Source organism: Sphingomonas lycopersici (genome assembly GCF_026130605.1).
Lineage (GTDB): Bacteria > Pseudomonadota > Alphaproteobacteria > Sphingomonadales > Sphingomonadaceae > Sphingomonas > Sphingomonas lycopersici.
In genome coordinates this window covers 103448-129904 of the sequence record NZ_JANFAU010000011.1, presented here as the reverse complement: position 1 = coordinate 129904, position 26457 = coordinate 103448, and the positions used below count along the sequence as shown (strand labels likewise).

The window sequence follows — 26457 nt, the reverse complement described above, 5'->3', positions numbered from 1 at the left end:
AAGGCGCCCTCATGTCGGTCATTCCGCGACCCGAGGCCGACAACCAAAAGCTGTAATTCGCCTATAAGTGCCGATAGGGTCTGTTGAGCGCTCAAGCTTGAAATCCGACGACAATTGGCTTCATGGTCGCAACAAACATGCCCAACTAAAACAGGCCTGACTACAGAATAATTGATGACCCCACCTGGGAATAATCTAATTAGCGCTGAAAAGATGTTCATGAACGAGGTGTCAGACACCGGGAAAGTTGTTTCATCTTCACGCGCGCAATAGCTGACCTGAATTTATGTGCGGTAATGCTCCAATGCGACATCTCACTCAGGGCTTCTGTAAGAGCGCCACGAAACGCCCGCTTAGCCGACCGACTACGGCTTCCTCGAAAATCAGTTCGGAGTGCACCTCGATTCGGGCGAGCCTCCGACGGACCAACGTCTTGATGAACGCAGGCCAGGCCGTCGGATCAGCCAGGGAGGAGGCGGCGGTGAACGGGCCCGTAATCGGTCGGTCGTAATCCATCTCGTTGGACTGTATGACGACCTCGCAGGTTAGGCCTTGGTCCAGGAGCCGCAAATGCACAAGTGACCATGCAGCAAGGATGCCTAATGTGGAAATGCTTCCACCAAAGGCAGTGCTCTTGTGGTTGAGATTCGGTTCGAGGGGAGCGGAGAGAATAACCGAGTCCGACATGACAGCTCTCACCGCCACTTGCATTGCTGCTGATAGCGGGATCTGGCGATGAAGATACTGCTCTAATGCAATGTTTTCCATGACCCATGTCGGTTAGGCGCTCGGGCCAGGTAGATCAATGGCCGATCGCTGGTGTTTTGGAAGCTCCCGTGAATGGTCGAAACTATTCTGGCGGTTTCACTTTCGTTTGCATCTCAAGGTCCCCGACGAGGCTGTTGAACAGTCTCGCCTTTTTGCGATACCTACCGCTTTGACCTTACCTTGCCGGGGTTACGCTAGTCAGAATTTGGCGCTGAAACCTACGCCGATGGTTCGCGGCTGGATCGGCACGCCGGACGCCAAACCTCCTGCAAATCCGCCGCCAACATAAGCGCGCTTGTCGAACGCATTGCGGATGAATGCGTTGATCTCAAGGTCATGGACCGCGACGCCAAGCCGCGCGTCGGCCGTCGAAAAGCCCTTGAAAGCGATGAACGACGTATCGGCGGGGCTGAGCGCGGTCTGGATGCCCGATTGATAATGATAGGTCGCGCCGATCTTGCCGATCATGTCGCTGCTGATCGGCGTTTCGTAATCGGCATTCGCCGTGAGGTTCCACCGCGGCACGAAGGGCAATCTGTCACCCGCGTGGCCGAACACCAATGGCGCATCGGTCGTTAGATGTGCGTCGGTATAGGATCCGTTGAACGACAGGCTGAACCCCTTGGCGGGGCGCAGACGAGTCAGGAATTCGACGCCCTGGCTGATCGCCTTGCCGCCGTTCGCTAGCACTCGGATGCCGTTGACGAGATAGGGGAGCTGGATGTCATTCCAGCGGATGTAGAAGACCGAGACATCGGTGCTCACGCGCCCGTCGAGGAAATTGTTGCGATTGCCGGCCTCGAAATTCCACACCGTATCGGCCTTGAACTGGCTTGGAATGGTCTGGCCGGGTTGCAGCACGGGCGGCGGTTCCACCGGGCCGCCTGGGCGATAGCCGCTCGCCGCCTTGATGTAGAATGAGCCGTCATGCGCGTAGCGCCAGTTGAGCGAGGCGAGCCATGTCTGGACGTCGGCGGATTGCCGGCCGTGCTGGATCAGCGGGTTATTGAGCGGCGCGCCGGCGACGAGGCCGCCCGAAGTGATCTGGTCGGTAATCTTGCTGTGCGCGACGCGCACGCCTCCGGTCAGCGCGAGCGTCGGGGTGATATTGTAGGTGACGTTCGCGAATGCCGCATATTCGTGGAAATCGGCGTCGGTGCCGGACTGGCTGATGCGCGGGACCAGCGGCCCCGGCGTGCCATTGGCGCGGAAGCCGTCGACCGTCGCATGCGTCGCGACCGTCTCGCTGGTGTAGAACAGGCCCGCGACCCATTCGAGCGGCTTGCCGGCGGGTGAGGTCAACCGGACTTCCTGCGAGAATTTCGTATAGAGCAGGTCCTGCGGACCAAGATAATATCGTGCGCCAAGAAAGTTTGTCGGCAGGAAGGACGTGAAATCCAGCAATGCGGAGAGTTCCGCCCGCGCCGAACTGGTCGAGGAGCTGACTGTATAATCGCCGACCTTCCAGCTAAACTGGCCATCGACAAGGCGATACTCGGAATTGAACGCGGAGTTCGCATAGAATTGCTGGGTCAGGTCGCGCGGGCTGGGCTGCAGCGTAAGCGGGTTCAGATTGACCGCGCCGAGCGATCGATTGTCGTTCTTCTGGTACAGGCCGCTGATCACGATCGACAGATTGTCGGTTGGATAAAGCCCGAGCGACGCCCGGCCGCCATATGAACGCGTCTGGTTGACATTGTCCTGGCCCGTGCGGCTGTTGTCGATGAAGCCGGGTTCGAGGCGATAGAAGCCGCTGACGCGCAAGGCAACGCGATCCTGGATAAGCGGCACATTGACGGCAGCGCGGGCGGTATTGCCGACATCGCCGTGTTCCACCCCGAGTACGGTATCCTGGATGCTCCCCGACAATTGCGTCGCATCGGGCTTGCGCGTGACATATTTGATCAGCCCGCCCAGCGTGGATGCGCCGTAGAGCGTGCCCTGCGGGCCGCGCAGCACCTCAATCCGCTCAATATCGGACGGATCGAGATCGGGCTGCAGCACGCTGCTGCCGCCGCCGACCGGGATTGAGAAACTGAACGGCGTGTCGTTGACATAGACGCCGACCGTGGGGCTGGTCGTCTGTGACCCAGAGGAAAGGCCGCGCAGGATGATGAGATTGGCGCCGTCGGAGCCGCGCGAGAAAATCGCCAGGCCGGGGACGTCCTGGGTCAGATCGCGCAGGGTGTTCATACCCTTCGCGGTCATCGTCTCGGTGTCGACCGTCGAAATCGACGAGGCGACATTGTAGATCGACTGGCTGCGCTTGTTTGCGGTGACGACGATGTCGCCGCTTTCTCCCCGGTCCGCGGCACCTGCTGGACTGGCCGGGACGGAGGCGTCCTCGCTCGCGCTGCGCGCTTGAGCCGGGCTTCCCAGAAGTGCAACGACGCCGACACTCGCCATCATCGTCCGCTTCAACATCAAATTTCCTCCCCTGATACCGATGAGAATATTTCGTTATTCGAGATCTCATATTATCGCGACGCATTTTCGCCGTCAAGGGTAGGGTGCGCTCAAATATGTGACGCGATATCAGCATTATATACGCGGCTTGTGGATTTTTTCTGCGTCACGAGATCGCGAAAATCGAATTATTGATTGGACAGTAGTGCTTCGCTATTGTCACGCGGCGAGGCGCTAGGAAGCAGGGAGCACAATGGCGAAGAAAGAGACCGGCGCGTTCCAGTTCGCGAGCTTCGACCGGGAAACCCTGCAAGAGCGGATCTATCGTGAATTGCGGCGGGCGCTGATGTCGGGCGCGGTCCGCCCCGGGCAAGTGGTGTCGAGCCGTACGCTGGCCGAGATGCTGGGCACCAGTCCGATGCCGGTGCGCGATGCGATCCGCCGACTGGTGACTGAGCATGCGCTGATCGCGCTGCCCAATCGCACGATGATCGTTCCGGACCTCACCGAAAAGCTGATCGATGAAATCTACAAGATCCGCATCGTTCTCGAAGGACTGGCGACCGAGGAAGCCGCGGCGCGCATTTCCAAGGCCGAACTCAAGGAACTGGCTGCGCTCCAGGACAAGATGGTCGAGCGTCTCTCAGCCGGAAAGATCGCCGATTATCTCGAGGCCAATTGGCAGTTCCATTTCAGCATCTACAATGCGGCAGGCCTGCCGCAATTGCTGAGCCTCATCGAAGGATTGTGGCTTCAGATCGGCCCCTCGATCTCGCGGCAGCGGCCGGAGAACCACAGCCACGAGATCTCCGATCACCATCGCAACATCATCGATGCGCTCGCCGCCGGCGATGCTGTCGCGGCGCGCGATGCGATCGTCGCCGATATCAGTCAGGGGCGCGAGGCGTTGAAGGCGTCGCTCGGGCAAGAGGACGATCTCCCCGCCGCGATCCCGTCCCCCAAGCGCGGCCGCCCGCGCCGGACGCAATAGCCGCACCGCTTCTTATCGCACGAGCCGGGAAAGTGCGCGGAACAGGTCCGTGCCGGCTCGCTCGGCCCATTCGAACACGATCATCTCGCTTGTGACGATCGAAATCCCGGCGTCACGCATCCTCGCGATGGCGACATCGCACGAGGCGGTTGCGCGCGAGGCGATCGCGTCGGCAACGACGAAGACATCGAAGCCCGCCGCCCTCAGGTCGAACGCGGTTTGCAGCACGCAGACATGGGCTTCGATTCCGCAGACGACGATCTGGCCGCGATCGGGATGATGCGTCAGGCGGGCACGCCCGACTTCGTCGCGGAGCGCTGAGAAACTCATCTTGGTCAGCGCCGGCGCGTCGCCTGCCCGTGAGAGAAGCGCCGGATGCGTCGCGCCCAGCTTTGCCGGATTCTGCTCGAAAACGGTCGTCGGCACCGCCGCGAGCCGCGCCGCTTCGATTAGTCGTTGGCAGCCCGCCAGCATCGGCTCCGCCCCGTTGATCGCCGGAAGCAGGCGCTCCTGCACGTCGATCACCAGCAATTGCGCGGCGGCGCGGGAGGCCAGCATCGATTTTCTCCTTGCGCAATCCGGCGCGATCATAGAAATTGAGATCTCATATTGCATATTTATACCAGTGAGGTCCGGTTTGCGCAAGTTGAGGGTTGGCATCATCGGATTGGGGGGCGTCGGGCGCGTCCATCTCGCCGCCTATCGTGCGAGCGAGCGGGTCGATGTCGTCGCGGTGGCGGATGCCTCGCCGGGTGCGCTCGACGGCGAATTGGCGGGCCCGTTCGCGCGCTATGCGAGCGTGGCGGAGCTGCTGGCGTCGCGCGTGATCGACATTGCCTGTGTCGCGACGCCGCCGGCGACGCATGAGGCGATCGTCGCGCAATGCGCCGATGCGGGCGTCCATATCCTGTGCGAAAAGCCGCTGACGCTGACCCCGCAATCCGCCGCGGCGATGATCGCGCGCTGCGAAAGCGCTGGCGTCCGGCTCCATTATGGAGCTTCCTATCGCTTCCTGCCCGCGCTCGTTGAGGCACGGCGGCTCATCGCCTCGGGCGCGCTGGGGCGGATCCGGTTGATGCGCGAAAGCGTGGTCGATGGGGGAGGTCCGGGACGGCAGAACGCGCTCCCGCCCGGCCACTATCCGCTGGGCGGGCCGGGTGGCACCGGCATGGGACTGATTGATCACGGCGTCCACCTCGTCGATCTTTTCTCCTGGCTCACCGATTCGGCGGTGACCGAGGCGCATGGGCGCGGCAACGTCAGCGGCGAAACGCTTGCCCCGGAATTCCTGTCGATGCGGTTGGCCAATGGCGCGATCGGGCTGTTGGCCTATGACGATGGCACCTTTTCGTCGCTGTTGCCGGGGGAAGGGGTATTCAGCGCAGGTGCGTCCTGGGGCGCCGATGGCTATGCGCCGGGCGGGGCATGGGATGCCAATCCGGGCAGCATCCATATCCACGGCGAGCGCGGCGCTTTGCGTGTGTTTCACTATGCCAATCTGCTTTACCACCGCGACGACAGCGGGTTGCGGCAGGTGCCGATCGCCGCCGCGCCGCCGCCGGCGCATTTCCGGGCGCAGATCGAGCAATTCGCGGCGGAAATTCTCCACGACCTGCGACCCTCCTGCCCGCCGCAGGACGGCCTTGCCGCACTGGAGGTGGTGTTGGCGGCTTATGCCGCCTGAAACGGCGCCGAGGGCAGGATAAGCTGGGACAGAGCGCAATCCACGATCATCTCGAGATCGCCCGTAGCGGGCACGCGCTGGAAGCTGTCGCTATCCGCGCAGCCCAGCGCCAGCCGGATGCGATGGCCGGCGCGAAACACGACCGATATCGGGAGAAGCGGCAGCGACAATGTTTCCATGACGCCCGGCGTATAGACGCTGCTATCGCTGCGCCGGAACGAGCGGTTGGGTCCGGGCCGGATATAGCGCGCGGGCGCGGCGGACAGGCCGCGATGCATCAGGCGAAGGCCGCCCTCGGTAAGATAGATGACGCGGCCGTCGGGCGCGACGTCCTCGAGATAGGCGATCAGCGTGGCGTCGCTTGCCGAAAAGGATGCGCTGAGCGTCAGCAGCGGCGTCCCCGTCACCTCAAGATCGTGATCGAGTGGCGCCGAGGTATAGCAAAGCAGTTGTCGGTCGGCCGCGGCGCGATCGGCATAATCGACGTCGCGCCCGACCTGGGTGGACCAGCGTGTCGTCGCACCGGTCCCGGCGTTGAAGTCAACTACAAGCCGATCCTTCCCGATCGGTTCTGAGAGTGGTTGCGCATGCAATGCGGTGGGAGCGAGCCGCCAGCGGTAATCGGCGATATGACGCGGCGGCCACACCTCGGTCTCGCGCCAGATATTCGCGCCGAGCGTCAGATAGCAGATCGATTTGTACTGGACGGGACCGGTTGCCGCATCGCGGAAGAAGGTCGCGATGTCCGCGATCTGGTCGGCGAGGTTCGGGTGCGCCGCACCCTCCTTGTCGGCATAGGGATCGGCATTCTCGCGCGCGCCGTGGTTCCAGGCGCCGATCCTGATCCGCATCGGCGCGTCGAGCGACAGGAAGCGTGCAATCGCCCCGGCGGCAGTGCCAGCGTCCATCCAGCTTGCCCAGTGCAGGGCAGGCACCGCGCCAGCCTCCAACTCGTCGACAAGATCGCACAAATTAGTGCTCGGCTCCCCGGGGCGGATCATGTCGTCGCGGCACGCGACCCCGTCCATTGCCTCGAGAAAGCCGACATTGTCCGCGTGGTCGGCAAGCGCTGCGCGATAGAGCGCGCCGTCATCGCCGTCGACGAAAGTATCGGGGCGGCTCCCCGGCGACTGGCGCACCGCATCCGGCAATTGCGGATCGTCATTCCGGCCCTGGTCCAGCGCCGCGGTCAGTTCGCCCCATACTTTCGCGAAAATCTGGTTCGGGATGCCGCCGGGGAACAGCAAATGCTCGTAAAGATCGAAATCGGTGAAACGCGGTGCGACCGCGATCAGCGCGGGGTGGCGGTTGACCTGCGCCAACTCGCTGGCATTGCCGCCATAAGAGACGCCGGTGCAGAATAGCCGCCCGTCCGACCAGGGTTGCGCGATCGCCCAATCGAATATGCCGGCATAATCGAGGACTTCCTCGCGTCCCTTGCCTCGCGGCCGCGAGCCGAAGGAGGCGCCCGTTCCGCGCACGTCGACCGAAACCATGACGAAGCCCTGTCGAACGAATTCGCGCGTCTCGCTCGTCGGGGCTGCGCGTACCGCGCCCGGCGTCGCCCGGCCATAGCGTGTAAAATTGACCACCGCGGGGCCGCGCGTCTCGCGAAAGCCCGGGGCGCCGAACACCTGAACCGCCAGCCGCACGCCGTCGCGCATAACGACATATTCCGAGTAGGAATCGAAATCCGCCGGCATCGTCATCGTCCGCTTCCTCGCGCATAATTCGAGATATCATATACCGATTAAATGACCCGAGGCAACGCTTTTGCCGCACCAGCCGCGTCGCTTGACAGCGTCGTGAAATAACAGATATTCACGATCTCAAATTACGAATAAAGCGCGCTGTCGCCAATTTCGACGCCGGCGTTGCCGCGAAACGGCGCGTGGAATCGGCCCGCCCGTGGATCTGCGTTTCGAAAAGGATGTGCGATATGACGGTCTATCCCGATCAGGCCTCGCGATCGGCGCGACTCTATGAGCGCGCGCGGCGCGTGATGCCGTCCGGCAATTCGCGGCAGACGATCTTCTTCAAGCCTTATCCGGTCTACGCGCATCATGCGCATGGTTGCCGGGTGACCGACGAGGATGGTGTCGAGCGGATCGACTTCCTCAACAATTATACTGCGCTGATTCATGGGCACGGCCATCCCGCGGTGATGGAGGCGGCGCACGCGCAGCTCCGCCGGCTGACCGCGGTCGCCTTGCCGACCGAAGCCGAGATCGAGCTCGCTGAGCTGCTCGTCGACCGGCTGGCGGGGGTGGAACAGCTTCGCTTCACCAACTCGGGCACCGAGGCGGTGATGATGGCGATCAAGGCGGCACGCGCCTATACCGGGCGTGCCAAGATCGCGAAGATCGAGGGCGCCTATCACGGCGGATATGATCATGCGGAGGTGAGCCAATCCTCGCGGGCGCCCGCCTGGGGTGAGGTGACCCAGCCGCGCAGCGTGGCCAATTATGCCGGCCAGCCCGAAGGTGTGCTCAACGACGTCATCGTGCTGCCGTGGAACGACGTGGCCGCGGCCCGCGCCTTGCTCGAGACGCATGGCGCCGATCTTGCGGCGGTGCTGATCGATCCGATCCCGTCGCGTCTGGGGCTGGTGCCGATCGCGGACGATTATCTGGCGATGCTGCGCGAGATGACGCGCAAGATCGGCGCATTGTTCATCCTCGACGAGGTCTATTGTCTGCGGCTCGGCTATCACGGCGCGCAGGGGCGCTGGGGCTTCGCGCCTGATCTCACCACGATGGCGAAGATCATCGGCGGCGGGTTTCCCGTTGGGGCGGTCGGCGGCAGGGCGGATGTCATGGCGGTGTTCGGCTTCGACGATGGCGCGCCGAAAGTGCCGCATGGCGGAACCTATAATGCCAATCCGGTGACGATGGCGGCCGGCCTCGCGGCGATGCGCTTGCTGACGCCCGATTCCTTCGCGCATTTGCGCGGATTGGGCGACCGGCTTCGCACCGGGCTGCGTGAATGCCTCGCTATCGCCGGGCGCGAGGGGCAGGTGCAGGGCGTCGAATCGCTCGCCATGCTCTCGCTCAGCGATCGCCCGTTCGGCGGCTATCGTGACATCGTCTATGCCGCCGGGTTCGGCGAGCAGCAGGTGGCGGTGCATCGTCACCTGATGAATCATGGCGTGCTCACCGCGCCGACGCTGATCTTCAATCTCTCCACGCCGATGGGCGTGGCGGAGGTGGATTTCACCCTCGATCAGATCCTCGCGGCGCTGCGCGCGCTCTGACGGCGCGATCCGCGCGACACATCATTTTTATTGGGAAAGGGCGAAACGTGAAACGGAGCCAGAAGGTCGTCATTACCTGTGCGGTCACAGGATCGATCCACACCCCCTCGATGTCGCCGCATCTGCCGGTGACGGCGGACGAGATCGTCGAACAGTCGGTCGCCGCAGCACAGGCTGGCGCGTCGATCATCCACCTTCATGCGCGCGATCCCAAGGATGGCCGGCCGTCCGCCGACCCCGAATTGTTCGCGCCCTTCCTCGCCCGGATCAAGCAGCAGACCGATGCGGTGATCAATATCACCACCGGGGGCAGCAACGGCATGTCGGGCGAAGAGCGGCTCGCGGCGGCGAAGCGTTTCTCGCCGGAAGTGGCCTCGCTCAACATGGGCACGATGAATTTCGATTATGCCGCGGCCGGCGCGCGCGTTTCGACCTGGCAGCACGATTGGGAAGAAGCCTATGTCGCCTCATCCGGTGAACGGATCGCGGTCAATACGCCCGGCTTCATCGAAAAGGTGATGAAGGATCTCGGCGAGGGGCATGGCACGCGGTTCGAGTTCGAATGCTATGACATCGGCCATCTCTACATGCTCGCCCATCTCGCAGATCGCGGGCTCGTCAAACCGCCGTTCTTCATTCAGGGGATCTTTGGCATTCTCGGCGGTATCGGCGCGCATCCCGCCAATTTGCTGCATATGGTGTCGATCGCCGACCAATTGTTCGGCGAGGATTATTATCTCTCGGTGATCGGGGCTGGGCGTCACCAGATGTCGATCGGTGCGGTGAGTCTGGCGCTCGGTGGCAATGTCCGGGTCGGACTGGAGGACAGCCTCTATATCGGCAAGGGCGAGCTGGCGCGCTCGAACGCCGATCAGGTCGCCAAGATCCGCCGCATCGCCGAAGAGCTTTCGCTGCAGGTGGCGACGCCGGAGGAAGCGCGGCAGATGCTCGGGCTTAAGGGCGCGCATGCGGTGAGTTTCTAGCGATGGCCGGCACCTATGATTTTATCGTGGTCGGATCGGGGATCGCCGGAGCCGGGGTCGCCTATGAGCTCGGCGCGGAAGCGCGCGTCCTGCTGGTCGAGGCCGAGCATGCCCATGGCTATCACACCACCGGTCGCTCCGCCGCGCTCTACGCCGAAGGCTATGGCAACGCGGTCATTCGCGGGCTGACCAGCGCCAGCCGCGGATTCTTCGAGACGGCGCATCACGGCTTCTGCGACTATCCCGTGCTGACGCCGCGTGGCTGCCTGTTTCTCGGTCGACCCGATCAGCAGGACTCGCTGGACGCACTGGCTGAGGCGACGGGGTTCGCACGCGTCGATGCCGCCGAGGTGTTGCGGCGCGTGCCCGCGCTCCGCGCGAGCTATGTCGGCGGCGCGGTGTTCGAGCCGGGCGCGATGGACGTCGACGTCGATGGCCTGCACCAGGGATTTCTGCGCGGCGCGAAAATGCGCGGGGTCGACATCAGGCTGAACCAGCGGGTGGAAGCGGTGGCGCTTCACGGGGATCACGTCTCGGTTCGCTTCGTCAATGGCGAGCTTTGTGACGCGGGCGCGCTGATCAATGCCGCGGGGGCTTGGGCGGACGAAGTGGCGGCGAGCGCGGGGGTGAGGGCGATTGGCCTCCATCCGCTGCGGCGAACCGCGGTGATCGTCGATCCGCCGGGGAAGATGGGCGTGGGTGACTGGCCGGCGGTTATCGACGTCGACGAGCAATTCTATTTCAAACCGGAGGCGGGCAAGGTGCTGGCCTCGCCCGCCGACGAGACGCCGAGCGCGCCGTGCGATGCCTTTGCCGAAGAGATGGACATAGCGATCTGCATCGATCGGTTGCAGGCGGCGGCGGACATCGACGTGCGCCGGATCGTCAGGTCCTGGGCTGGTCTGCGCAGCTTCGTCGCCGACCGATCGCCGGTGATCGGCTATGACGATATGCCCGGCTTTTTCTGGTTGGCGGGGCAAGGCGGCTATGGCGTCCAGACCGCGCCGGCCGCGGCGCGCGCGGCGGCAGCGCTGGCGCTAGGTCGCGCGCTCCCCGCCGACATCGCTGCGGCCGGCGTGACCGCCCCGGCGCTCTCGCCGCGCCGTTTATCGCGGCCCGACATGGCTAGGCCGCGTCATTGAGCCGCAGCGGATCGGGGTGGCGCGGCCAGAAGGACGCTTCGCGCTTGCTATAGGGGATGGCGGCGAAATCCGGCGCGATCGCGCCCGGGGTCGCGACATAGAGCACAGTGTCGGCGATGGCGGCGAAGGCAGCGTGAAAATGCTGCGTCGATTTCACCACTACGATGCGCCGTACCGCGAGGTCGATGCCGATCGAGGTGAAAGCGTCGGGCGAAAAAATCTGCTCGCGGCGTGAGTTGAGGACGATATCGATCCCCTCTGCCTCGATCCACGCCGATGGCCCCATCGGGGTATGGACGCCGGCGAACCCGGTTTGCGCGTGATCGCGCTGGATCGCGCGAACCGTCACCGGAAGGTCGATCGGCATGCCAGAGGCCGGTCCCATCTTCCCGCCGATCCGCAGGTTGAACCGCGCGCCGACGCCAGCCTCCTGGCATAGCGCGACGGCCTGTGGATCCCACAGGCAACCTATCGCCACGCCGCGCAGCCCGCGGTCGAGGCAAGCCTGAAGGATGAACGTGCTGTCGCTTGCTGCGCCGCCGCCCGGATTGTCTGCCACATCGGCGAGCACGACCAGCCCCGGACATACCGCCGCGCGATCGAGCGCGGTATCGATATCGAGCGACATCGGCCGCGTTTCTTCGCGCAAGGCATAGATTTCCAGCGCAAGTTCGCGCGCGAGCCGGTCTGCTTTGGCCTGATCGCCGTCGGTGATGACCCAGATGCGCGATGTCACGTCGGCGACATCGCTCCATGGGAAGCCGTGGCCGAAGGAAACGGAGAGCACGCCGTCATGCCCCTCCAGCGCCTGCATTCGCTGGACGAAGCCGCGCATCGGTTCCTCGGTGGTGCGCCACAGGCTGATCATGCGACAATCGAAGCTGCCGGTGCGGGGGGTGACGCGCCCGGCCGCCGCGTCACGGCATAATGCGTAGAGCTCGCGCGCGCGCTCGAGTTCGTCGATGTGCGGATATTCCTTATATGCGACCAGCGCATCCGTCGCGGTCAGCATCGCGTCGGAGACGTTGCAATGGAGATCGAGCTCGGCGCCGATGATTGTGTCCGGACCGACGATCGCGCGGACCGCGGCCAACAGATCGCCTTCGCAATCGTCATAACCCTCGGCCGCCATCGAGCCGTGAAGGTTGAACAAGGCGATATCGAGCGGCAACGCGGCGCGCACATCGTCGAGGATCTGTTCGCGCAACGCTTCATAGACCGGGCGCACGGTGCGGCCGGAGGGTTGCGCCATCGCCGCCGGTCCCTCGATGATCGTGCAACCGTCGGCTTCGGCGAGGCGCCGCCATTCTGCGAGCAGCACACCGAGCGGCGACTGGGGATCGGCGGAGGCGTGGTTGCGCGAATAGCCGCCCTCGCGAAACGCCGCCCAGCCGGCGGGAATATCCGAAAAGGTATTGGTCTCGGTATAGAGCATGGCCATGAACAGCCGCATTGCGCGCTTCCCCTGATAACTTCCGTCAGACGATCCCGTCCCACAGCGCGCGCGCTGCGCCGCCCGGGTCTTTGGCGAGATGGGGCGTCAGATCGTAGATCATCGTCGAGCGGTCAACGGCATCATAGCGCGGCCAGGATGCTTGCCCGGTTCGCGCGAAACCCGCGAGATCGCGGCGCATCGTGCGCGACACGGCTTCCTCCGGCGGCGTGGCGGCACGGCCGAACAACAGGTTCATGAACCGCGATTCGCCAATCTGGCCGAACCAGAACAGCAGATCGGTGGCGTGGGTGGAAACCCCGCCCATCAGATCGGATGTCGCGGGAATGTCGAAGCGATACATCCATGCTTGCCCCGAGGCGGCGTCGAACGCCTCAGCGGCGCGGATTGCTGGCACGCGATACATGAAATCGCCGCGAATATGCCCCGCAATGCCGGTCTCGGCAGCATCCGGGTGCTGCGCGGCATAGCCGTCCCAGATCGCCTGCGCGCGGGTGGGGGAGGAGAGTTTGGCGAGCGCGGCGGTGATGCTCTCGTGAGTATAGCTGCGCTTTTCCCGCTCATTGGCCATCCGCATCGGGTTGGCGCCGAGCTCTTCGGCGGTCGTGCCGATCAGAACCGGCATCCGGGCATAATCGCCGCGACAGATCGACCGGATCGGATGCTCACGCAGCGTCACGCCGTCATTGAGCGGGGTGAAGGGAAAATCGAGCTCCACCGTCTGGTCCTCGGCGACGCGATCGTGCCATTGATCGATCGTCACGGCCTGTGCCTTGAGCAAAGTCTCGATCGGGGCGGCGATCAGGGCGTCGCGGTCGAGCGTATCCAGCCTGAGCGCGTTGAGAAACACGGCAGCGTGCACTTCCTGCGCTTCACGGCGCATCGCATACATGAAGGCCCCGCTTTGAGGCGCTGCGCGGTGGAAAAGCCCGCGCGCCTGTGGCATCGCCAGCAGCGCCGCGGTGGACCAGCCGCCGGCCGAATAACCGAATACAGTGACATTGCCGGGGTCGCCGCCGAATGCCGCGATATTGTCGCGCACCCATTCCAGCGCCGAAATCTGATCGAGCAGCCCGAGGTTCATCGGCGACTCCGCGCCGTTTGGCCGAAATGGCGGAAATCCCAGCACGCCGAGCCGGTAGTTGATCGTCACCACCACCACGTCTTCATCGGCGGCGAGGCGCGCACCAGAATGGAAGGCGCCGCTACCGGTCACGAACGCGCCGGCGTGGATATAGAAGAGCACCGGACGCCGCCCGCGATCGGCGGCGGGGGTGTAGACATTGAGGTTGAGGCAATCCTCGCTCTGTGCCGGCATTTCGCTGACGCCGGGCGGGGTTTCCTGCGGGGAAACCGGCCCCGGTTGAGTCGCATCCCTTGTACCGTCCCAGCCGTCGGCCCGAACCGGCGGACAAAAGCGATCGGCTTCGGCAAACGGGATGCCCCGGAAAGCGAGGCCCCCCTCTGGGCTCGCGACTCCCCTCAGGCGGCCCTGGGCAATGTCGATGACCGGCGCTGCCTGATCGACCGAAAACCCACTCTCCGTTGCCGCCATGCGTCGATCCTTAAGTGAAATATGTGATCTCGCTTATTTGATGCGTTCGACGGGCGTGGTCAACCGCAATCGATGTCGCGCACGCGGCGTTTCCGATCAAAACCGCCGATTGAAATGCCCAAAAAAACTGATATGTGATATCTCAATATAAATCGTGCGGACCGGTAGATGGGACCCGGTGTGGGCGATGGGTGGAGGCACGCTTGAGCAAGCAAGAACAAATGCGGCGGCGCGAACAGCCGGGGATCGGTGTTGCGACCGCTTATGGGGCGTTGCAATTCCCACTCGGGCTGTTGATTCCGCCGCTGACGTCGATGGTGCCGGGCTTTTTCGCCGAAACGATGGGGCTGCCGCTGGCGGTGGTCGGGACGATCAGCGGGCTGATGCGCTTCTATCATGTGGCCTCGGATCCGCTGTGCGGGGCACTGTCCGATCGGACGCGTGGGCGCTGGGGGCGTCGGCGTCCGTGGATGGTGGCGGGCGCCGCGATATTGATGCTCGGTGTGTGGCTGACCTTCATGCCGCCGGTGCGTACAGCGTCTCCGGCCTATTTCGCGATGGCGCTCCTGTTCGTCTACAGCGGGTGCAGCCTGATCCAGATCCCTTATTATGCCTGGGGTGCCGAGCTGCCGAGCACGCCATTCGGCAAGGCGAGGATGCTCGGGCTGCGCGAGGTGCTGGGCGTCATCGGATTGATGCTCTCGGCGATGGCGCCGCTCCTTGCCAGCCTGCTTGGCTACAAGGCCAATGGACGCGAGGCGCTGTCGATGCTCGGCGTGGCCGTGCTGGTGCTCGTGCCGGCGATGATCTGCATCTTGTTTTTGCGGGTCGGCGAGGCGCCGATCGCGCGCGAGGATGCCGGCGGGCGTGGCGCCAGCCGGGTGTTGATCGATTTCTGGGAAGCGCTGCGCTTCAACCGGCCGTTCCGCATCGAACTGTCGGCGGCGCTCATCGCCAATGTCGGATTGCTGCTGTGGCAATCGATCAACTATTTCTACCTCTCCCAGGTGCTTCATCTCGAAAAGATGTTTGGCGTGGTGGCGCTTGCCGCGGGCGTGTGCGCCGTGGTCACCGCGCCGCTGTGGATCTGGCTTTCCCGGCGGTTCGAGATTCACCGGCTGATTGCCGGCGCGATGCTCGCCGGGGCACTGATCCACGTGTTCGGCTTTGCGCTGTTGCCGGTGGAGCGGCCGCTCGTCCTGCTGTCGGTCGAAATCCCGCAATCGATCGCGCTCGTCGCCTCGCTCATCCTCGCCCCGGCGCTGCAGGCGATGTCGATCGACTATGGCACATATCGCAGCGGCGTCGATCGGGCCGGCACCTATGTGTCGCTGACCCAGCTGACCTCGGGGATCGCATCGGCCTTTCCGTTTCTCATCGTCTTTCCGCTTCTCGCCTGGGCCGGGTTCGATCCGGCCGCGATCAAGGCGGGGGCGCCCGTCAATCCCGACGGCCTGTTCGCGCTCCGCGTGATGGGAATCTATGGCGCGGCGCCGATGCAAATCCTCGCTGCATTAGTGTTCGTCCGCTATCCGATCACCCGGGCCGAGGCGGCCCGTATCGGCGTCGCGCTGGCGCAAGCGCGCGGTGCCGCGGCAATTCGCTGAGCGAACTGAATTCAAGGAACCAAAAGAGATGCAACTTATGGGCAAGATCAGCCGGACGCCCGCGCCGACGCGGGATATCGAGCAATTGAAACTCGACGTGCGTGAATGCGGATATGGCGTCTTGCTCGATGCATTGCCGCCGACGCTGCTCGAGCAAATCAGGACGCGCGTTCTGGAGCAAGCCGCTGGAGAGCGCGCCAAAGGCGTCTCGTTCCATTTCGGCGACGATCGGTCGGGAATGCCGTCGGTAAAAGGAGGGGCGGCAGTGGCACCGAACCAGCGGCTGAGCAATCTTCTCAATAAAGGCGCCATATTTCGCCAGCTGCTCATGCATCCGCTCGCGCGGGACATGGCGGCGCAGATTCTGGGGCCGCAGCATCTACTCTCCAGCCTCAGCGCGATGATCATGAGCAAGGGCGGGGTGGCGCAGGTGCTGCATTCCGATCAGCAATACGTGCCATTCGCGACGCCGAGCGCCGTGGTGTGCAACATCGTCTGGATGCTCGTCGACTTCACGCGCGAAAATGGCGCCACGCGGCTGGTTCCCGGCTCTCATTTATGGGAACCGCCTGCGATCCGCGTCGAGGTCGATGAGGCGGGCGGGCAGCGCCTCGTTCAGCCCGAGGTGAAACCAGTGATTGCCGAAGCGCCGGCGGGTTCGGCCTTGGTGTTCGACGGGCGTATCTGGCACGGGGCGGGCGCCAATCAGACAGATACGCCACGACCGGCAGTATTCTCTTATTATTGCGCTCCTTATCTCCGTCAGCAGGAGAATATCCCGCTTTCACTGCTTGACGAGGTCTATGCTGAGCTGTCCGAAGCGGAGCGGGCTGTGATCGGGTTTGAAGCCCACGGCCGCAGCCTGGGACGTATTGCCCCGGCGCTCCGCCGAACCAATACTAATTGGGTCGATAAGGCGGTTGGCCTGATGCGTGCTTAGCGTGACTGCGGGCCAGAGCGAAGGAGCCGTAGAATCCTGAGCGAGGTGCTTGGGCTGCGGCCAACCTCTTTTGGGCTGAAGCATCCAGCCCAGTCTGTGGCAAATTGGTCGCTTAACGGCAGTAAGCGAACCGGCGAAAGCCGCCAGCTTTGCGCCCAGTTTCAGTCGTTCGCAGCCGGTTGCACTTTGTCGGGAACCTGCCGTTCGTTCATCTGGCCCCGGCGCCGACAGAATGCCATATAGGAACTCCAGTGGAGGACAGTCGACTTCGCCTCGTGTCTTTGTGGCGTGCAGGGCATCTCCGGGCTTAGGTTGCGTGAAGATCGTCAGCCATCTGGCGGCGGCTGCAACCAAGGGGAGATGTAAGCCCAGAATATGTGTTTGCGCCGAGGAATCCCGGGCGAACCTCGCCGAACGGGATAAGCAGTCCTCATTTTAGACATCCGTCAGGCGCTTATTCAGACCGGTGCGAAGATTGATCCCGAATTGCAGATAGGCCTTCAGACCACACAGCGTGTAGGTCCATCCCGCGTTCTGCCCAAGCGCGCGTTTGACGCCTTCCTCGTTCAGCTCAAAACTTGAATCGACGATGGTGATGACCGTCGCATCGGACCCGTCCGCTTCGAACGTGATCGTCGTGCGCAGCAATTGGCCGAGCGCTGACGATTCATAAACGATCTCGCTGTCCTTTCGCACCTTCAGAACGTCGATGGCCACTTTTGCGCCGACATCCGCAAATTCCCAGACTACATTTGCGCCCTGCTCAATCGGGCTGCTTGCGCTGCTGATGAAATAATTTGCCATTTTGAGCGGATCCACGACGGCGTCGAAAACCTCGCCGACGGGTTTGAGGATCCGCTCCCGGACTTTCACGTCGAAGCTCATTGGTTGTCTCCTTGCTTTCATCGCGAGCAGTCCCCGCGGCATCGCCGTCGAACAGGCCACTCTCAGAGCTGACCTGTCACCGCTCTTCCAATCGCTGCATCCGAACGCCTTCGACCGCGTAACGCGCGAATAGGAAGTCGTGGATCGTCGTGACCTGTCCATCGCTGAACGACAGGACGACGAAATATGCCGGCTGATCGAGCGACACTTCGCGGTCATAGACGAGCATGGCTGGGCGCCCCTCGACGAAACCGGCTTCGAATGCCCATTGGTTGCATGCCGCATAGCGACCGTAATATTCGCCGACCTCGGATTTTCCTTCCCGGGTCAGCTTCGACACCAGGTCGAGACGTACATCCTCGGCGAGCAGCGCGCGTACCGCGTCGAAATCTCCGTGCCTGAAGCCATCGACATAGGCGGCGAGACGCGTCCTCATCTCGTCGGACAGGATCGGCAGTTCGATTTCCTCCGGTTCGTCAATGAACGCGCGAAGCGCGGTACGTCCGCGCTGGAGCGCTGATTTGGCCGCCGGGAGGCTTACACGGTTGACCTCGGCAATCTCCTCCAGCGAATGGCCGAGCACATCCTTCATCACGACCGCGCTGCGCTGAAGCGGCGGAAGACGCAGGAATGTGCGGATCGAGGCTGTCGCGGTCTGGGGATCCGGTGCCGGAGACGTCGCGACCATTTCGATATTCTCCAGATTTTCGATCACTGGCGCGCGACGCCGCCGACGCAACAAGTCGAGCGCCGTGTTGTGTGCGATGCGGAACAGCCAGCCGTCCGGGTTTGACAGCTTTTCGCCGTGCCACGCGGCGGCTGCCTTGAGACAGGCATCCTGCACGATGTCTTCGGCATCGATGGTCGAACCCACCATCCGGGCGCAGTAGCGGTGCAGCCTGGGCCGCATCGCCGCAATCAGCTTTTCGAATTCATGCTGGTGGCCCGTCATCAGGCTTTCTCAATCGAGCGGGAAGGGCTGCACGCCGGCGCGAATGCCATAGGCCACGCCGGTGCGGTAGGCAGGGTCGTCAAGCAGCTCTGCGACCTGCCGTCCGACCTGCGCTGGCTCGAGATGCGAACCGTAGCGTCCGAGGATATGCTCCTCGACCGTAATCCCCTCGGCGTCCGCATATGCGGTCGCGACTACGCGGCCAAGCTCGGTTCCGGCCATCAACTGGGCCGGTACGAGGACCTGAAAGAGGACGTTGAGACCGCGCTCACGCGAGACAGCATTGGCTTGGTGCGCCATGAACCACACCATGCGCTTGGCGCCGATATAGCCGCCGGACATCCGCAAATCCTCGGGCTTTATCGCCGGCAGGCTCATAACCATGGCCGCGCCGCTCGACATTACCAGCACGCGCGATCCTGGCCGCAAGGGTCGATGGAGCGCCGCCTGGATGCCGACGAAGGTCGCCCTGACGTCGGTGTTCCAGATTGCCGAGAAATCGTCCCAGTTCTGGCGGTCCAGGGTCTTCGCAGCGAGGCGCGCGCCTGCGTTGAGGATCAGGATGTCGGGGTCAACGGTGTCGATCGCGCTTCCGATTAAGCCTGCGTCGGTAGCGTCGCCCACAATCGCCCGAGCACCGGCATCCCGCGCCGCGTCGAGCTTCGCATCGTTCCGCGCGATTGCGGTCACCTCTGCCCCTTGGGCGCGCAGTGAGCGGACGATCTCCAGCCCGATTCCGGCACTCCCGCCTGTGACGATTGCCCGCTTGTTTTCCAATCCGGTCATTATCGTTCTCCGGGACTCAAGCCGCACGCGCATGCGCAACGGTGCCGACGATCGAGTCGAAGCGGGCAAGTGCGGCGATCCTCGGGAAATAGGCCTGCATACACGCGTCCGCCTGCATGCCTTTGACCGCCTCTGTATCCCGCCACTGCGAGACAATGACGACCCGCGAGCCGTCGGCGGCCGCGAGAAGGCTGGTCGAGATCCAGCCGCCCAGGCCGGCGACCACCTGATCGGTATTCTCGCGCAGCAGCGCCAGCAATCCGTTCTGATCGGCCGGCTCGCACGTCAGTACGTTCACCAGGACGGTGGCGTCTTGCCGGAAAGTGATGTTGTCCATCTCGAACTCCCTCGAACACCGGAAGATCGGTGTTCCGATAGGCTAGACGGCGAACCGGATCGGAACGGATCGCGCATCCAAAAAATATTCTGCGACGAGGTTGCTGCTCAGCCAGTCGCTGGAAACGGCGGCTTGTCCGCTTCCTGCAATCGGAAGGCGAAAAGCCGCCGTCTGGGGGCGCTATTTCAGCGGCAGGAAAAGCTCCACGACGACCTCGTGCGCCGGTGTCTCCGGGATAAAAGAGAGCCGGCGCTGGCAGTAGATTGGGAAATCGCGTACCTCCTCGCCGCTGGTCGGAAGCCAATCGCGATAGAGATAGAGCGCGGCAGGCTCGAGATTGTTGGTATTGCCGGGATAGCGCAGCACCGCGCAGCGTCCGCCAGGGATCACGCCAGCTTTTACCTGCTTGTCGTTCGGCTCGATTAGTCCGTCGATTCCGGCACAAAGGTCCATGCTGTAGTCGGCCGGGTTTGCGGGACACCTTTCCGAGCGAAAGACCATGAAGGTCGGGCTCGTCTCGGGCGACAAGTTGGCAGCGTTGCGCCAGTCCCTGAAGCGCTGGATGGTATCGCCGAGTCTCGCCCGGTCGCCCCGATGCTCCAGGATTGCCACCGGTGTCGGCGGCACGTCGCGGATCGTCACGTCATCTTGTTCGAAGATAATCTGCATGAGCTTGTTCCTCACATTCTCGAGAGGCCCGAAGGCCACAAGCCACGGCTCCCAGTCGGGAGAGTCCCGAAACGACGAAGGCGATTGTCCCACCCTTCGCCGGAAGGCGCGGGCGAATGCATCCGGTGCGTCGTAACCGGCATCCATTGCGATCTCCGTGACGCTCTGAGCGTCTTTCGAGACCAGTCGGTGCGAAGCGCGCTTCATCCGAGCAAGCTGGACATAGCGATACAGGGGCAAACCGAAGGTCGCCGAAAACTGCCGGTGGAAATGGAATTTCGAGAAAGCCGCGATGCGGCTCACCGTTTCCAGATCCAGATCATTGTCCAGATGCTGGTCTATATAATCCAGCGCCCGCTGCATGCGGGCGTGATAGTTTTGAAGCGCCGTCTTCATCGTTCCTGCCTCCGTGGCAGCACCAGCTAGTCGCTCATAGCCGTAGTCTGCTCGACCGATCTTGCGGTTTGGGATCGGTCAAACCGCAATCAGCTGCAAACGCGATCGCGTAAGTGCGACACGCCTTCTCCTGGGTGAATATCGCAAGCTGGATCCTGGCCTGCAGCTGTGGCGTTCCTGACAAGAACTGTCAGAGCGGCGTGCTAGGCGTCGCCCTCCGGAGGAGATGCTAATGTTCGTGGTTATGGGAGCCAATGGCCATGTCGGTTCCGCCGTCGCGAGAACGCTGCTGGGTCGCGATCAGAAAGTGATAATCGTCACGCATGATGAAACCCGCGGCGATCGCTGGCGCGAAAGGGGGGCTGAGGTCGCCGTCGCCGATGTGAGCGACCCTGAGTCATTGCGGCGCGCCTTCGCACGCGGCCGCCGCGCCTTCCTGCTGAACCCTCCTGCAGACGTGAAGACGGATACCGACGCCGTCGAACGAGCCGGCGTCGCGGGCATCCTGGCGGCGCTCGATGGGTCGGGCCTGGAGAAGGTCGTGGCGGAATCGACTGCGGGCGCGCAGCCGGGCGAGCGCGTTGGGGATGCCTCGGTGTTGTGGGAACTGGAGGAAGGGCTGCGCCGGCGTTCCATCCCGGCAGCGATCAACCGGGCACCATTCTACATGAGCAACTGGGACGAGCAGCTGGAAGATGTGCGCGGCTCCGGCAAGCTCGCCACGATGCTCCCTGCCAACCTGAAGCTGCCCATGGCCGCTCCTGACGATCTGGGCCGTATCGCAGCGGACCGGCTGATGTCCGGGCTCGATGATGTCGGTATCCGCTACATCGAGGGACCATCGCGTTACACGCCGACTGACGTGGCGGCGGCCTTCGCCGAGGTTCTGGAGCGGCCCGTAGAGGTCGAGGTCACTCCGCGTGAACAGTGGCGCACGGCCTACCGGGCTCTCGGTTTCTCGGAGCCTGCCGCCGATGCTTACGCACGCATGACTGGTGCCGCTTTGGATCGCGGGTTCGACAACATCACGGATCCGCTGCGCGGAACGATCACGCTCGTTGATTATGTTCGACGCCTCGCCGATCGCCTGAAAGAGTGAACTCGAAAAATAGTTCGTTGGGAAACGGTGCCGGTCCGTGCAGCGGATCTTCTCAATGGGCGGGTGGCGTCTTTGCGCCTAAATTCCGCCATTGGGTTGATAACCTAGCAACCCCAAAGCCGCCCCTGTTCATTGTTGCATTCTCTCCCCGCAATCCCTGTCAGCTTCCCGGATTGTGCGCTGTGACGATCCACGCCGCGCCGCTGATCATTACCGACCGCTCGCCGGGGAGGGCCGCGAAGGCGGCCCGAACCGCGGCCGAGATGCGGGTGCGGATGTCGTCGGGCTGATCAGCGAGCACGCGCGACAGCGGGCCGGCCTCAAGCGCCATATGCACCGCGTCGTCGATCGCCGCGTCCCGCGTTCCGCCCTCGCCGAACGGGACCGCAGCATCGAAGGGTGCGATTGCGATATCGGTGAAGCCGGCGCCCGTCAGGATGCGCGCCACCCGCCCCCAGTCGCCGAACGAGAACGGGCCGGGCGCTTCGGGATCGGCCGGCGCGGTCGGCGGGACGATACCCTTGATCGCGCTCATCGGCAGGCGCATCCAATCGTTCTCGGTCGCGCCGCGCCAGCAAACGAAAGCGACCCGCCCGCCCGGCTGGAGAGCGCGCCGCATATGGGCGAACGCCCCTGTCGGATCGTCGAAGAACATTACTCCGAATCGTGAGAACAAAATGTCGAACCGACCATCGGGCAGCTCGGCGCTGCTGGCGTCGGCTACTCGGAACAGAGCCGGCGAATCCTTTGGCGCAAGCGCGCGCGCCCGGCCGATCAGCGGTTCGGATATGTCCACGCCCAGCACTTGACCCGCCGAGCCGACGCGGGCAGCCAGGGCGAGACTCGACGCGCCTGCGCCGCAGCCGACGTCCAGCACGCGCTCGCCCTTCGCGGGCGCGGCGGCTTCGATCGCGACCTGGCCGAATACCGCCAACATGGCGTCGAGCCGGGCCTGGTGGACGACCCAGCGCTCCCCGCTTTGGTCATTCCAATCGGTGACCTGATCGTCATTTTGCTCTGCCATGTCATATCCTTGTTCTGATTCGTTGCTGGAAGCGCGCCAGGTCCTGAGCGCGTCGATGGCAGCCGCGAACGACGCTGGGCGCTAGGTCGAAACACGGGTCTGGTCAGCGGCCGCAGTCAGAGCCTTCGTTTGCCAGATGAGTCCGCACGCCAGCGCTCAAGGCGTTAAGCGTCCACTACTCTTTTCATCGTGGCCCTTTGCATTGACCGCGGCGTCAGACGATTTGAGAAGGCTACCATCTTGTTCGAGAGGCCCGCGATCTCCATGGCCCTTCCTCGCAGCAACGCCCTGATACCGCTCGTGGCGACCGGACGAGGCTTCATGGTGAGGAGGCGCAACAAGGCCGATGCGGTCGCGCCGGCGGCCTCATCGAAGCCTGTCTCGGTGTGGCCCGGGCAGAGGGTAGTAGCGACCACGCCATGCGGGCGGAGCTCGTCGTGCAGGGCCTCACCAAGGGTGAGGACATATGCCTTGGTCGCCGCATAAGCCGCGTAGGTGGGAACGGCCTGGAAGGCCATCAGGCTGGCGACGAGGAGGATATGTCCGGATCGGCGCTCGGCCATATCGCGACCGAAGAGATAGGTCAGTTCCGTGAGCGTCGTGATGTTGAGCTGGATCATGTTCGCGGTGCGCTCGATCGGCGTTTCCAGCAAGTCGCCGTGCAAGCCGTATCCGGCATTGTTCAGCAAGATGTCGACGATCACCGATTTCGCATCGAGACCGGATTTCAAGCGGCCCGCCGCGCCCGGCGACGCAAGATCGATCGCCTCGACCAGCACATCCACGCCGTATTTGCGGCGGAGATCGGCGGCCAGTTTTTTCATCGGCTCCTGCCGCCGGGCCGCCAATACGAGATTGACGTTCTGCGCAGCCAGCAGATCTGCAAATTCAAGGCCGAGGCCACTTGATGCCCCGGTGATCAAGGCCCATTTCCCAGCGAAGCTGTTCATTGATTCTTTCGACATCATTCTCTTCCTCAAACCAGCATCGACTGCTGGGCGAAGATGCCCGCCATCGCGCCTTGCCATGATGCCGTGGTGACCGACGGCAGAGTGGGGTTGGTAAGGTCTCCCGCGGCGTATATGCCGGGCAGGCTGGTTTCGCGGCGCTCGTCGACCTTGAGAACGATGCCTAGCGGCGTCGCGACGGTGGCGAGACCAAGTATTTCATGGAGGCTTGCGGACGGCTTGTTGCGCGGATGCGCGAACAGGATGTCGACCGCGACATCGGGGCCGGAATCGAGTTTGAGGGTGGCGTTATGGTCCCCATGGCGGGCGATTTCAGTGATCCGGCCATCGACGACAGGTGTGTTGCGACGCTCCAGATCGGCCCGGATATCGGGCGGAATGTCGTGACCATCGGTGAAGACCGTCAAGCTGTCCGTCCAGTCGTGGAACAGCCTGACCTGATTCATTGACTGCGGACCCGACCAGATAAGGCCCCAATGCTGGTCGGCAACTTCAAAGCCATCGCAATAGGGGCAAGGAATGATCGAGGTACCCCAGCCTTCGGCAAAGCCCGGAACATCGGGCATCTGATCGACGATGCCATAGCTCAGGATCAGGCGGCGCGCCTTAAGGCTTTCGCCATCGCCAGTGAGGACGGAGAAATCGTCGATGGCGCCGGAGACGCTGTCGGCCCGGGCATTGACCAGCCTGATCGCGGGATAACGCGCCAGCTGCAGCCGCGCCTCGGCGAGGATGTCCAGCGGTGGCTTGTGATCGTGGCCGAGCATGCCATGCGAACGGCCGGCGAAGCGGTTGCGCGGCAGGCCGGTATCGAGGACCGTGACCTTCCGGCGGGCACGGCCGAGCTGCAGCGCGGCGGCGAGGCCGGCAAAGCTGCCGCCGATGATGATGACGTCATCCATGGTGATGGGCTCCGTGTTGTAAATGGCAGAGATTGGGTCGGGACTGGTGGGCAATATCGTCCGGCGATAGAGGCTAGAGACGGGCGGCAAGGAGGCTGCGGCGAGGATGTCGTCCATGCGGCGCGAACCCGAAAGCCGCACCCGCCTTGTCGGCTCAGCCGGGCGCAATCGAGGCATCCCACCCACCGCCGAGCGCCCGGAAGGAAGCGATGGCGGCGCGGGCGGCTGCCGCTTTCGACTGTATTTCGGCATCGCGGCTGGCCAGAAGGCGCTGGTCGGCGTCGAGCACATCGAGCAGGCTGGAGACACCGCTCTTATAGGCAGCAAAGGAGGATGCGCGCGCCCGGGTTAGAGAGGAGACGCCTTGGTCGAGGATCTGCGCGCGGGCCTGCTGCTTGACGAGCGCCGAAAAGGTGTTCTCCACATCCTCCGAGGCTCTGAGGACCGTCAGGCGATAGGCTGCCAGCGCCTCGGCGTTGCGACCTCGGGCAGCGGCGATCTCGGCGTCGATGCGGCCGAAGTCGAACAGGCGCCAGCGTAGTCCGAAAATGCCACTCGCCTGGGTGGCATTGCCGCTGAACAATCCGCCGACGCCCATCGTCGCCGTGCCGAGCAGGCCGCTTAGCGAGAATTTCGGATAATATTCGGAGATCGCCACGCCGATCCGCGCATTCGACGCGGCGAGTGTGCGCTCGGCTGCGACGATGTCCGGGCGCCGACGCAGCAAGGCGGGCGGGCCGCCAGCGTCCGAGACAGCAGGCAGGTTGGGGATCGGCGCGACCGCCGCGAGTTCGGGCCGGGTCGAGCCGGGCTGAAGGCCGAGCAGGACGTCCAGCGCGTTCATCGCGGTATCGAGGTTCTGCTCCAGCTCCGGAACGCCCGCTTTGACTTGCGCCAAAGCTCCCTCGGCCTGGCGCAGCTGCAATTCGGCCGCCACGCCCTTGCGATATTGAAGTGTGACCAGGTCGACCAGCTGCTGCTGAACCTGTAGCTGGTTGCGGGCGACGTGGAGCCGCGCCTGCAGGCTGCGGATCGCGATATAGGTGTCGGCGGTCTGCGCGGCGACGGTGAGCCGCGCGGCAATCGCCGCCGCCGTCGATGCCTGCCAATCGGCGCGTGCGGCGTTGCGGGCTGCATCCTTGCCGCCGAAGAGATCGAGCTCCCAGCTCACGCCGAGATTCAGGTCATAGCTTTGCGCCTCGCGGTTGAAGCCGGGCAATGCGCTGGCGATCCGGCCCTGCGGCGTCTCGAGCGACTGATAATTCTCGCTCGCCTGGCCAGTGATCTGTCCGGAAGGAAGGAGATCGGCGCTGGCGTGGCGCAATGCAGCACGCGCCTGCACGACGCGGGCGCTCGCCTGCTGCAGGTCGAGATTCTGCGCCAGCGCGCGTTCGACCAGGCTCGTCAGCAGCGGATCGTCGAACGATCGCCACCAGTTCACCAGATCGACCTTCGCTGCCTGGCCCGTGGCGGCCTCGACGGCGGGACCGCCCATGAAGGCAGGCGGGGCCGCCGTCTGAGGTGCGACATAGGCCGGACCGACGGCACAGCCACCGACTAGTGCAGCCGTCCCGGCCACCGTCAGGATCGAAGATGAGATGCGCATGCGTCCGTTCGCCAGCAATTCCATGAACCGTCTCATGGACTGTGACTAATA

Annotated in this window: 23 protein-coding genes; 8 read left to right on the top strand and 15 right to left on the bottom strand. The window is 63.7% G+C overall.

The window, feature by feature from the left end:
* Positions 1–318: 318 nt before the first annotated feature.
* Positions 319–768, bottom strand: coding sequence for a thioesterase domain-containing protein (locus NED98_RS18460; RefSeq protein ID WP_265313997.1), 450 nt, complete (start codon positions 766–768; stop codon positions 319–321).
* 198 nt (positions 769–966) lie between these two features.
* Entirely contained in the window at positions 967–3192 is a 2226-nt protein-coding gene (locus tag NED98_RS18455; RefSeq protein WP_265313996.1) for a TonB-dependent receptor, read from the bottom strand.
* Positions 3193–3427: 235 nt separating this feature from the next.
* Here NED98_RS18455 and NED98_RS18450 point away from each other — a divergent pair, with 235 nt between their 5' ends.
* Positions 3428–4165 (top strand): GntR family transcriptional regulator, encoded by a 738-nt coding sequence (locus NED98_RS18450; RefSeq protein ID WP_265313995.1) that lies wholly within the window; start codon positions 3428–3430, stop codon positions 4163–4165.
* Between the two features lie 12 nt (positions 4166–4177).
* On the opposite strand, the gene NED98_RS18445 is transcribed toward NED98_RS18450, so the two are convergent.
* A complete protein-coding gene (locus NED98_RS18445) occupies positions 4178–4723 on the bottom strand; it encodes an isochorismatase family protein (RefSeq protein WP_265313994.1) in 546 nt (181 codons plus the stop codon).
* A gap of 79 nt (positions 4724–4802) precedes the next feature.
* Here NED98_RS18445 and NED98_RS18440 point away from each other — a divergent pair, with 79 nt between their 5' ends.
* Positions 4803–5849 carry a Gfo/Idh/MocA family protein gene (locus NED98_RS18440; protein ID WP_265313993.1) on the top strand — a complete coding sequence of 349 codons (1047 nt, stop codon included), beginning with the start codon at positions 4803–4805 and terminating at the stop codon, positions 5847–5849.
* Here the strand turns inward: NED98_RS18440 and NED98_RS18435 are convergent.
* On the bottom strand, positions 5837–7558 hold the full coding sequence (locus NED98_RS18435; RefSeq protein ID WP_265313992.1) for a CocE/NonD family hydrolase: 1722 nt from the start codon (positions 7556–7558) through the stop codon (positions 5837–5839). The genes NED98_RS18440 and NED98_RS18435 overlap by 13 nt on opposite strands.
* Positions 7559–7788: 230 nt before the next feature.
* Here NED98_RS18435 and NED98_RS18430 point away from each other — a divergent pair, with 230 nt between their 5' ends.
* From NED98_RS18430 to NED98_RS18420, 3 genes are read left to right on the top strand one after another with little or no spacing between them, the layout of a single operon-like run.
* Positions 7789–9102 carry an aspartate aminotransferase family protein gene (locus NED98_RS18430; RefSeq protein WP_265313991.1) on the top strand — a complete coding sequence of 438 codons (1314 nt, stop codon included), beginning with the start codon at positions 7789–7791 and terminating at the stop codon, positions 9100–9102.
* 47 nt (positions 9103–9149) lie between these two features.
* Positions 9150–10085 (top strand): 3,5-dioxohexanoate:acetyl-CoA acetone transferase, encoded by a 936-nt coding sequence (gene kce, locus NED98_RS18425; RefSeq protein WP_265313990.1) that lies wholly within the window; start codon positions 9150–9152, stop codon positions 10083–10085.
* Between the two features lie 2 nt (positions 10086–10087).
* Positions 10088–11227, top strand: coding sequence for an NAD(P)/FAD-dependent oxidoreductase (locus NED98_RS18420; RefSeq protein ID WP_265313989.1), 1140 nt, complete (start codon positions 10088–10090; stop codon positions 11225–11227).
* On the opposite strand, the gene NED98_RS18415 is transcribed toward NED98_RS18420, so the two are convergent.
* Positions 11211–12680, bottom strand: a complete 1470-nt coding sequence (locus NED98_RS18415; protein ID WP_265313988.1) for a M81 family metallopeptidase — start codon at positions 12678–12680, stop codon at positions 11211–11213. The two genes, NED98_RS18420 and NED98_RS18415, sit on opposite strands and share 17 nt — an antisense overlap.
* 25 nt (positions 12681–12705) lie before the next feature.
* A complete protein-coding gene (locus NED98_RS18410; RefSeq protein ID WP_265313987.1) occupies positions 12706–14235 on the bottom strand; it encodes a carboxylesterase/lipase family protein in 1530 nt (509 codons plus the stop codon).
* Between the two features lie 203 nt (positions 14236–14438).
* Between NED98_RS18410 and NED98_RS18405 the strand changes: the two genes are divergently transcribed.
* On the top strand, positions 14439–15842 hold the full coding sequence (locus NED98_RS18405) for an MFS transporter (protein WP_265313986.1): 1404 nt from the start codon (positions 14439–14441) through the stop codon (positions 15840–15842).
* 37 nt (positions 15843–15879) lie between these two features.
* A complete protein-coding gene (locus NED98_RS18400) occupies positions 15880–16782 on the top strand; it encodes a phytanoyl-CoA dioxygenase family protein (RefSeq protein WP_265313985.1) in 903 nt (300 codons plus the stop codon).
* 435 nt (positions 16783–17217) lie between these two features.
* Here NED98_RS18400 and NED98_RS18395 read toward each other — a convergent pair whose 3' ends face one another.
* The 5 genes from NED98_RS18395 to NED98_RS18375 all read right to left on the bottom strand — a co-directional run bounded on the left by NED98_RS18395 (position 17218) and on the right by NED98_RS18375 (position 20807).
* The gene (locus tag NED98_RS18395; protein ID WP_265313984.1) at positions 17218–17667 is read right to left on the bottom strand and encodes an SRPBCC domain-containing protein; all 450 of its coding nucleotides are present in this window, start codon (positions 17665–17667) and stop codon (positions 17218–17220) included.
* 76 nt (positions 17668–17743) lie between these two features.
* Complete coding sequence (locus NED98_RS18390; RefSeq protein WP_265313983.1) at positions 17744–18619, bottom strand: sigma-70 family RNA polymerase sigma factor; 876 nt, start codon at positions 18617–18619, stop codon at positions 17744–17746.
* Positions 18620–18628: 9 nt separating this feature from the next.
* Positions 18629–19405, bottom strand: a complete 777-nt coding sequence (locus NED98_RS18385) for an SDR family NAD(P)-dependent oxidoreductase (RefSeq protein WP_265313982.1) — start codon at positions 19403–19405, stop codon at positions 18629–18631.
* Between the two features lie 16 nt (positions 19406–19421).
* Positions 19422–19742 (bottom strand): antibiotic biosynthesis monooxygenase, encoded by a 321-nt coding sequence (locus NED98_RS18380; protein ID WP_265313981.1) that lies wholly within the window; start codon positions 19740–19742, stop codon positions 19422–19424.
* Between the two features lie 180 nt (positions 19743–19922).
* On the bottom strand, positions 19923–20807 hold the full coding sequence (locus NED98_RS18375) for an AraC family transcriptional regulator (protein WP_265313980.1): 885 nt from the start codon (positions 20805–20807) through the stop codon (positions 19923–19925).
* Between the two features lie 232 nt (positions 20808–21039).
* Between NED98_RS18375 and NED98_RS18370 the strand changes: the two genes are divergently transcribed.
* Entirely contained in the window at positions 21040–21906 is an 867-nt protein-coding gene (locus tag NED98_RS18370) for an NmrA family NAD(P)-binding protein (RefSeq protein ID WP_265313979.1), read from the top strand.
* A gap of 160 nt (positions 21907–22066) precedes the next feature.
* Here NED98_RS18370 and NED98_RS18365 read toward each other — a convergent pair whose 3' ends face one another.
* The 4 genes from NED98_RS18365 to NED98_RS18350 form a co-directional block, all read right to left on the bottom strand.
* Entirely contained in the window at positions 22067–22930 is an 864-nt protein-coding gene (locus tag NED98_RS18365) for a class I SAM-dependent methyltransferase (protein WP_265313978.1), read from the bottom strand.
* Positions 22931–23094: 164 nt separating this feature from the next.
* The gene (locus tag NED98_RS18360) at positions 23095–23895 is read right to left on the bottom strand and encodes an SDR family NAD(P)-dependent oxidoreductase (RefSeq protein WP_265313977.1); all 801 of its coding nucleotides are present in this window, start codon (positions 23893–23895) and stop codon (positions 23095–23097) included.
* Between the two features lie 11 nt (positions 23896–23906).
* Positions 23907–24917 carry an NAD(P)/FAD-dependent oxidoreductase gene (locus NED98_RS18355; RefSeq protein WP_265313976.1) on the bottom strand — a complete coding sequence of 337 codons (1011 nt, stop codon included), beginning with the start codon at positions 24915–24917 and terminating at the stop codon, positions 23907–23909.
* 37 nt (positions 24918–24954) lie between these two features.
* Complete coding sequence (locus NED98_RS18350; protein WP_265313975.1) at positions 24955–26430, bottom strand: efflux transporter outer membrane subunit; 1476 nt, start codon at positions 26428–26430, stop codon at positions 24955–24957.
* Between the last annotated feature and the right edge of the window lie 27 nt (positions 26431–26457).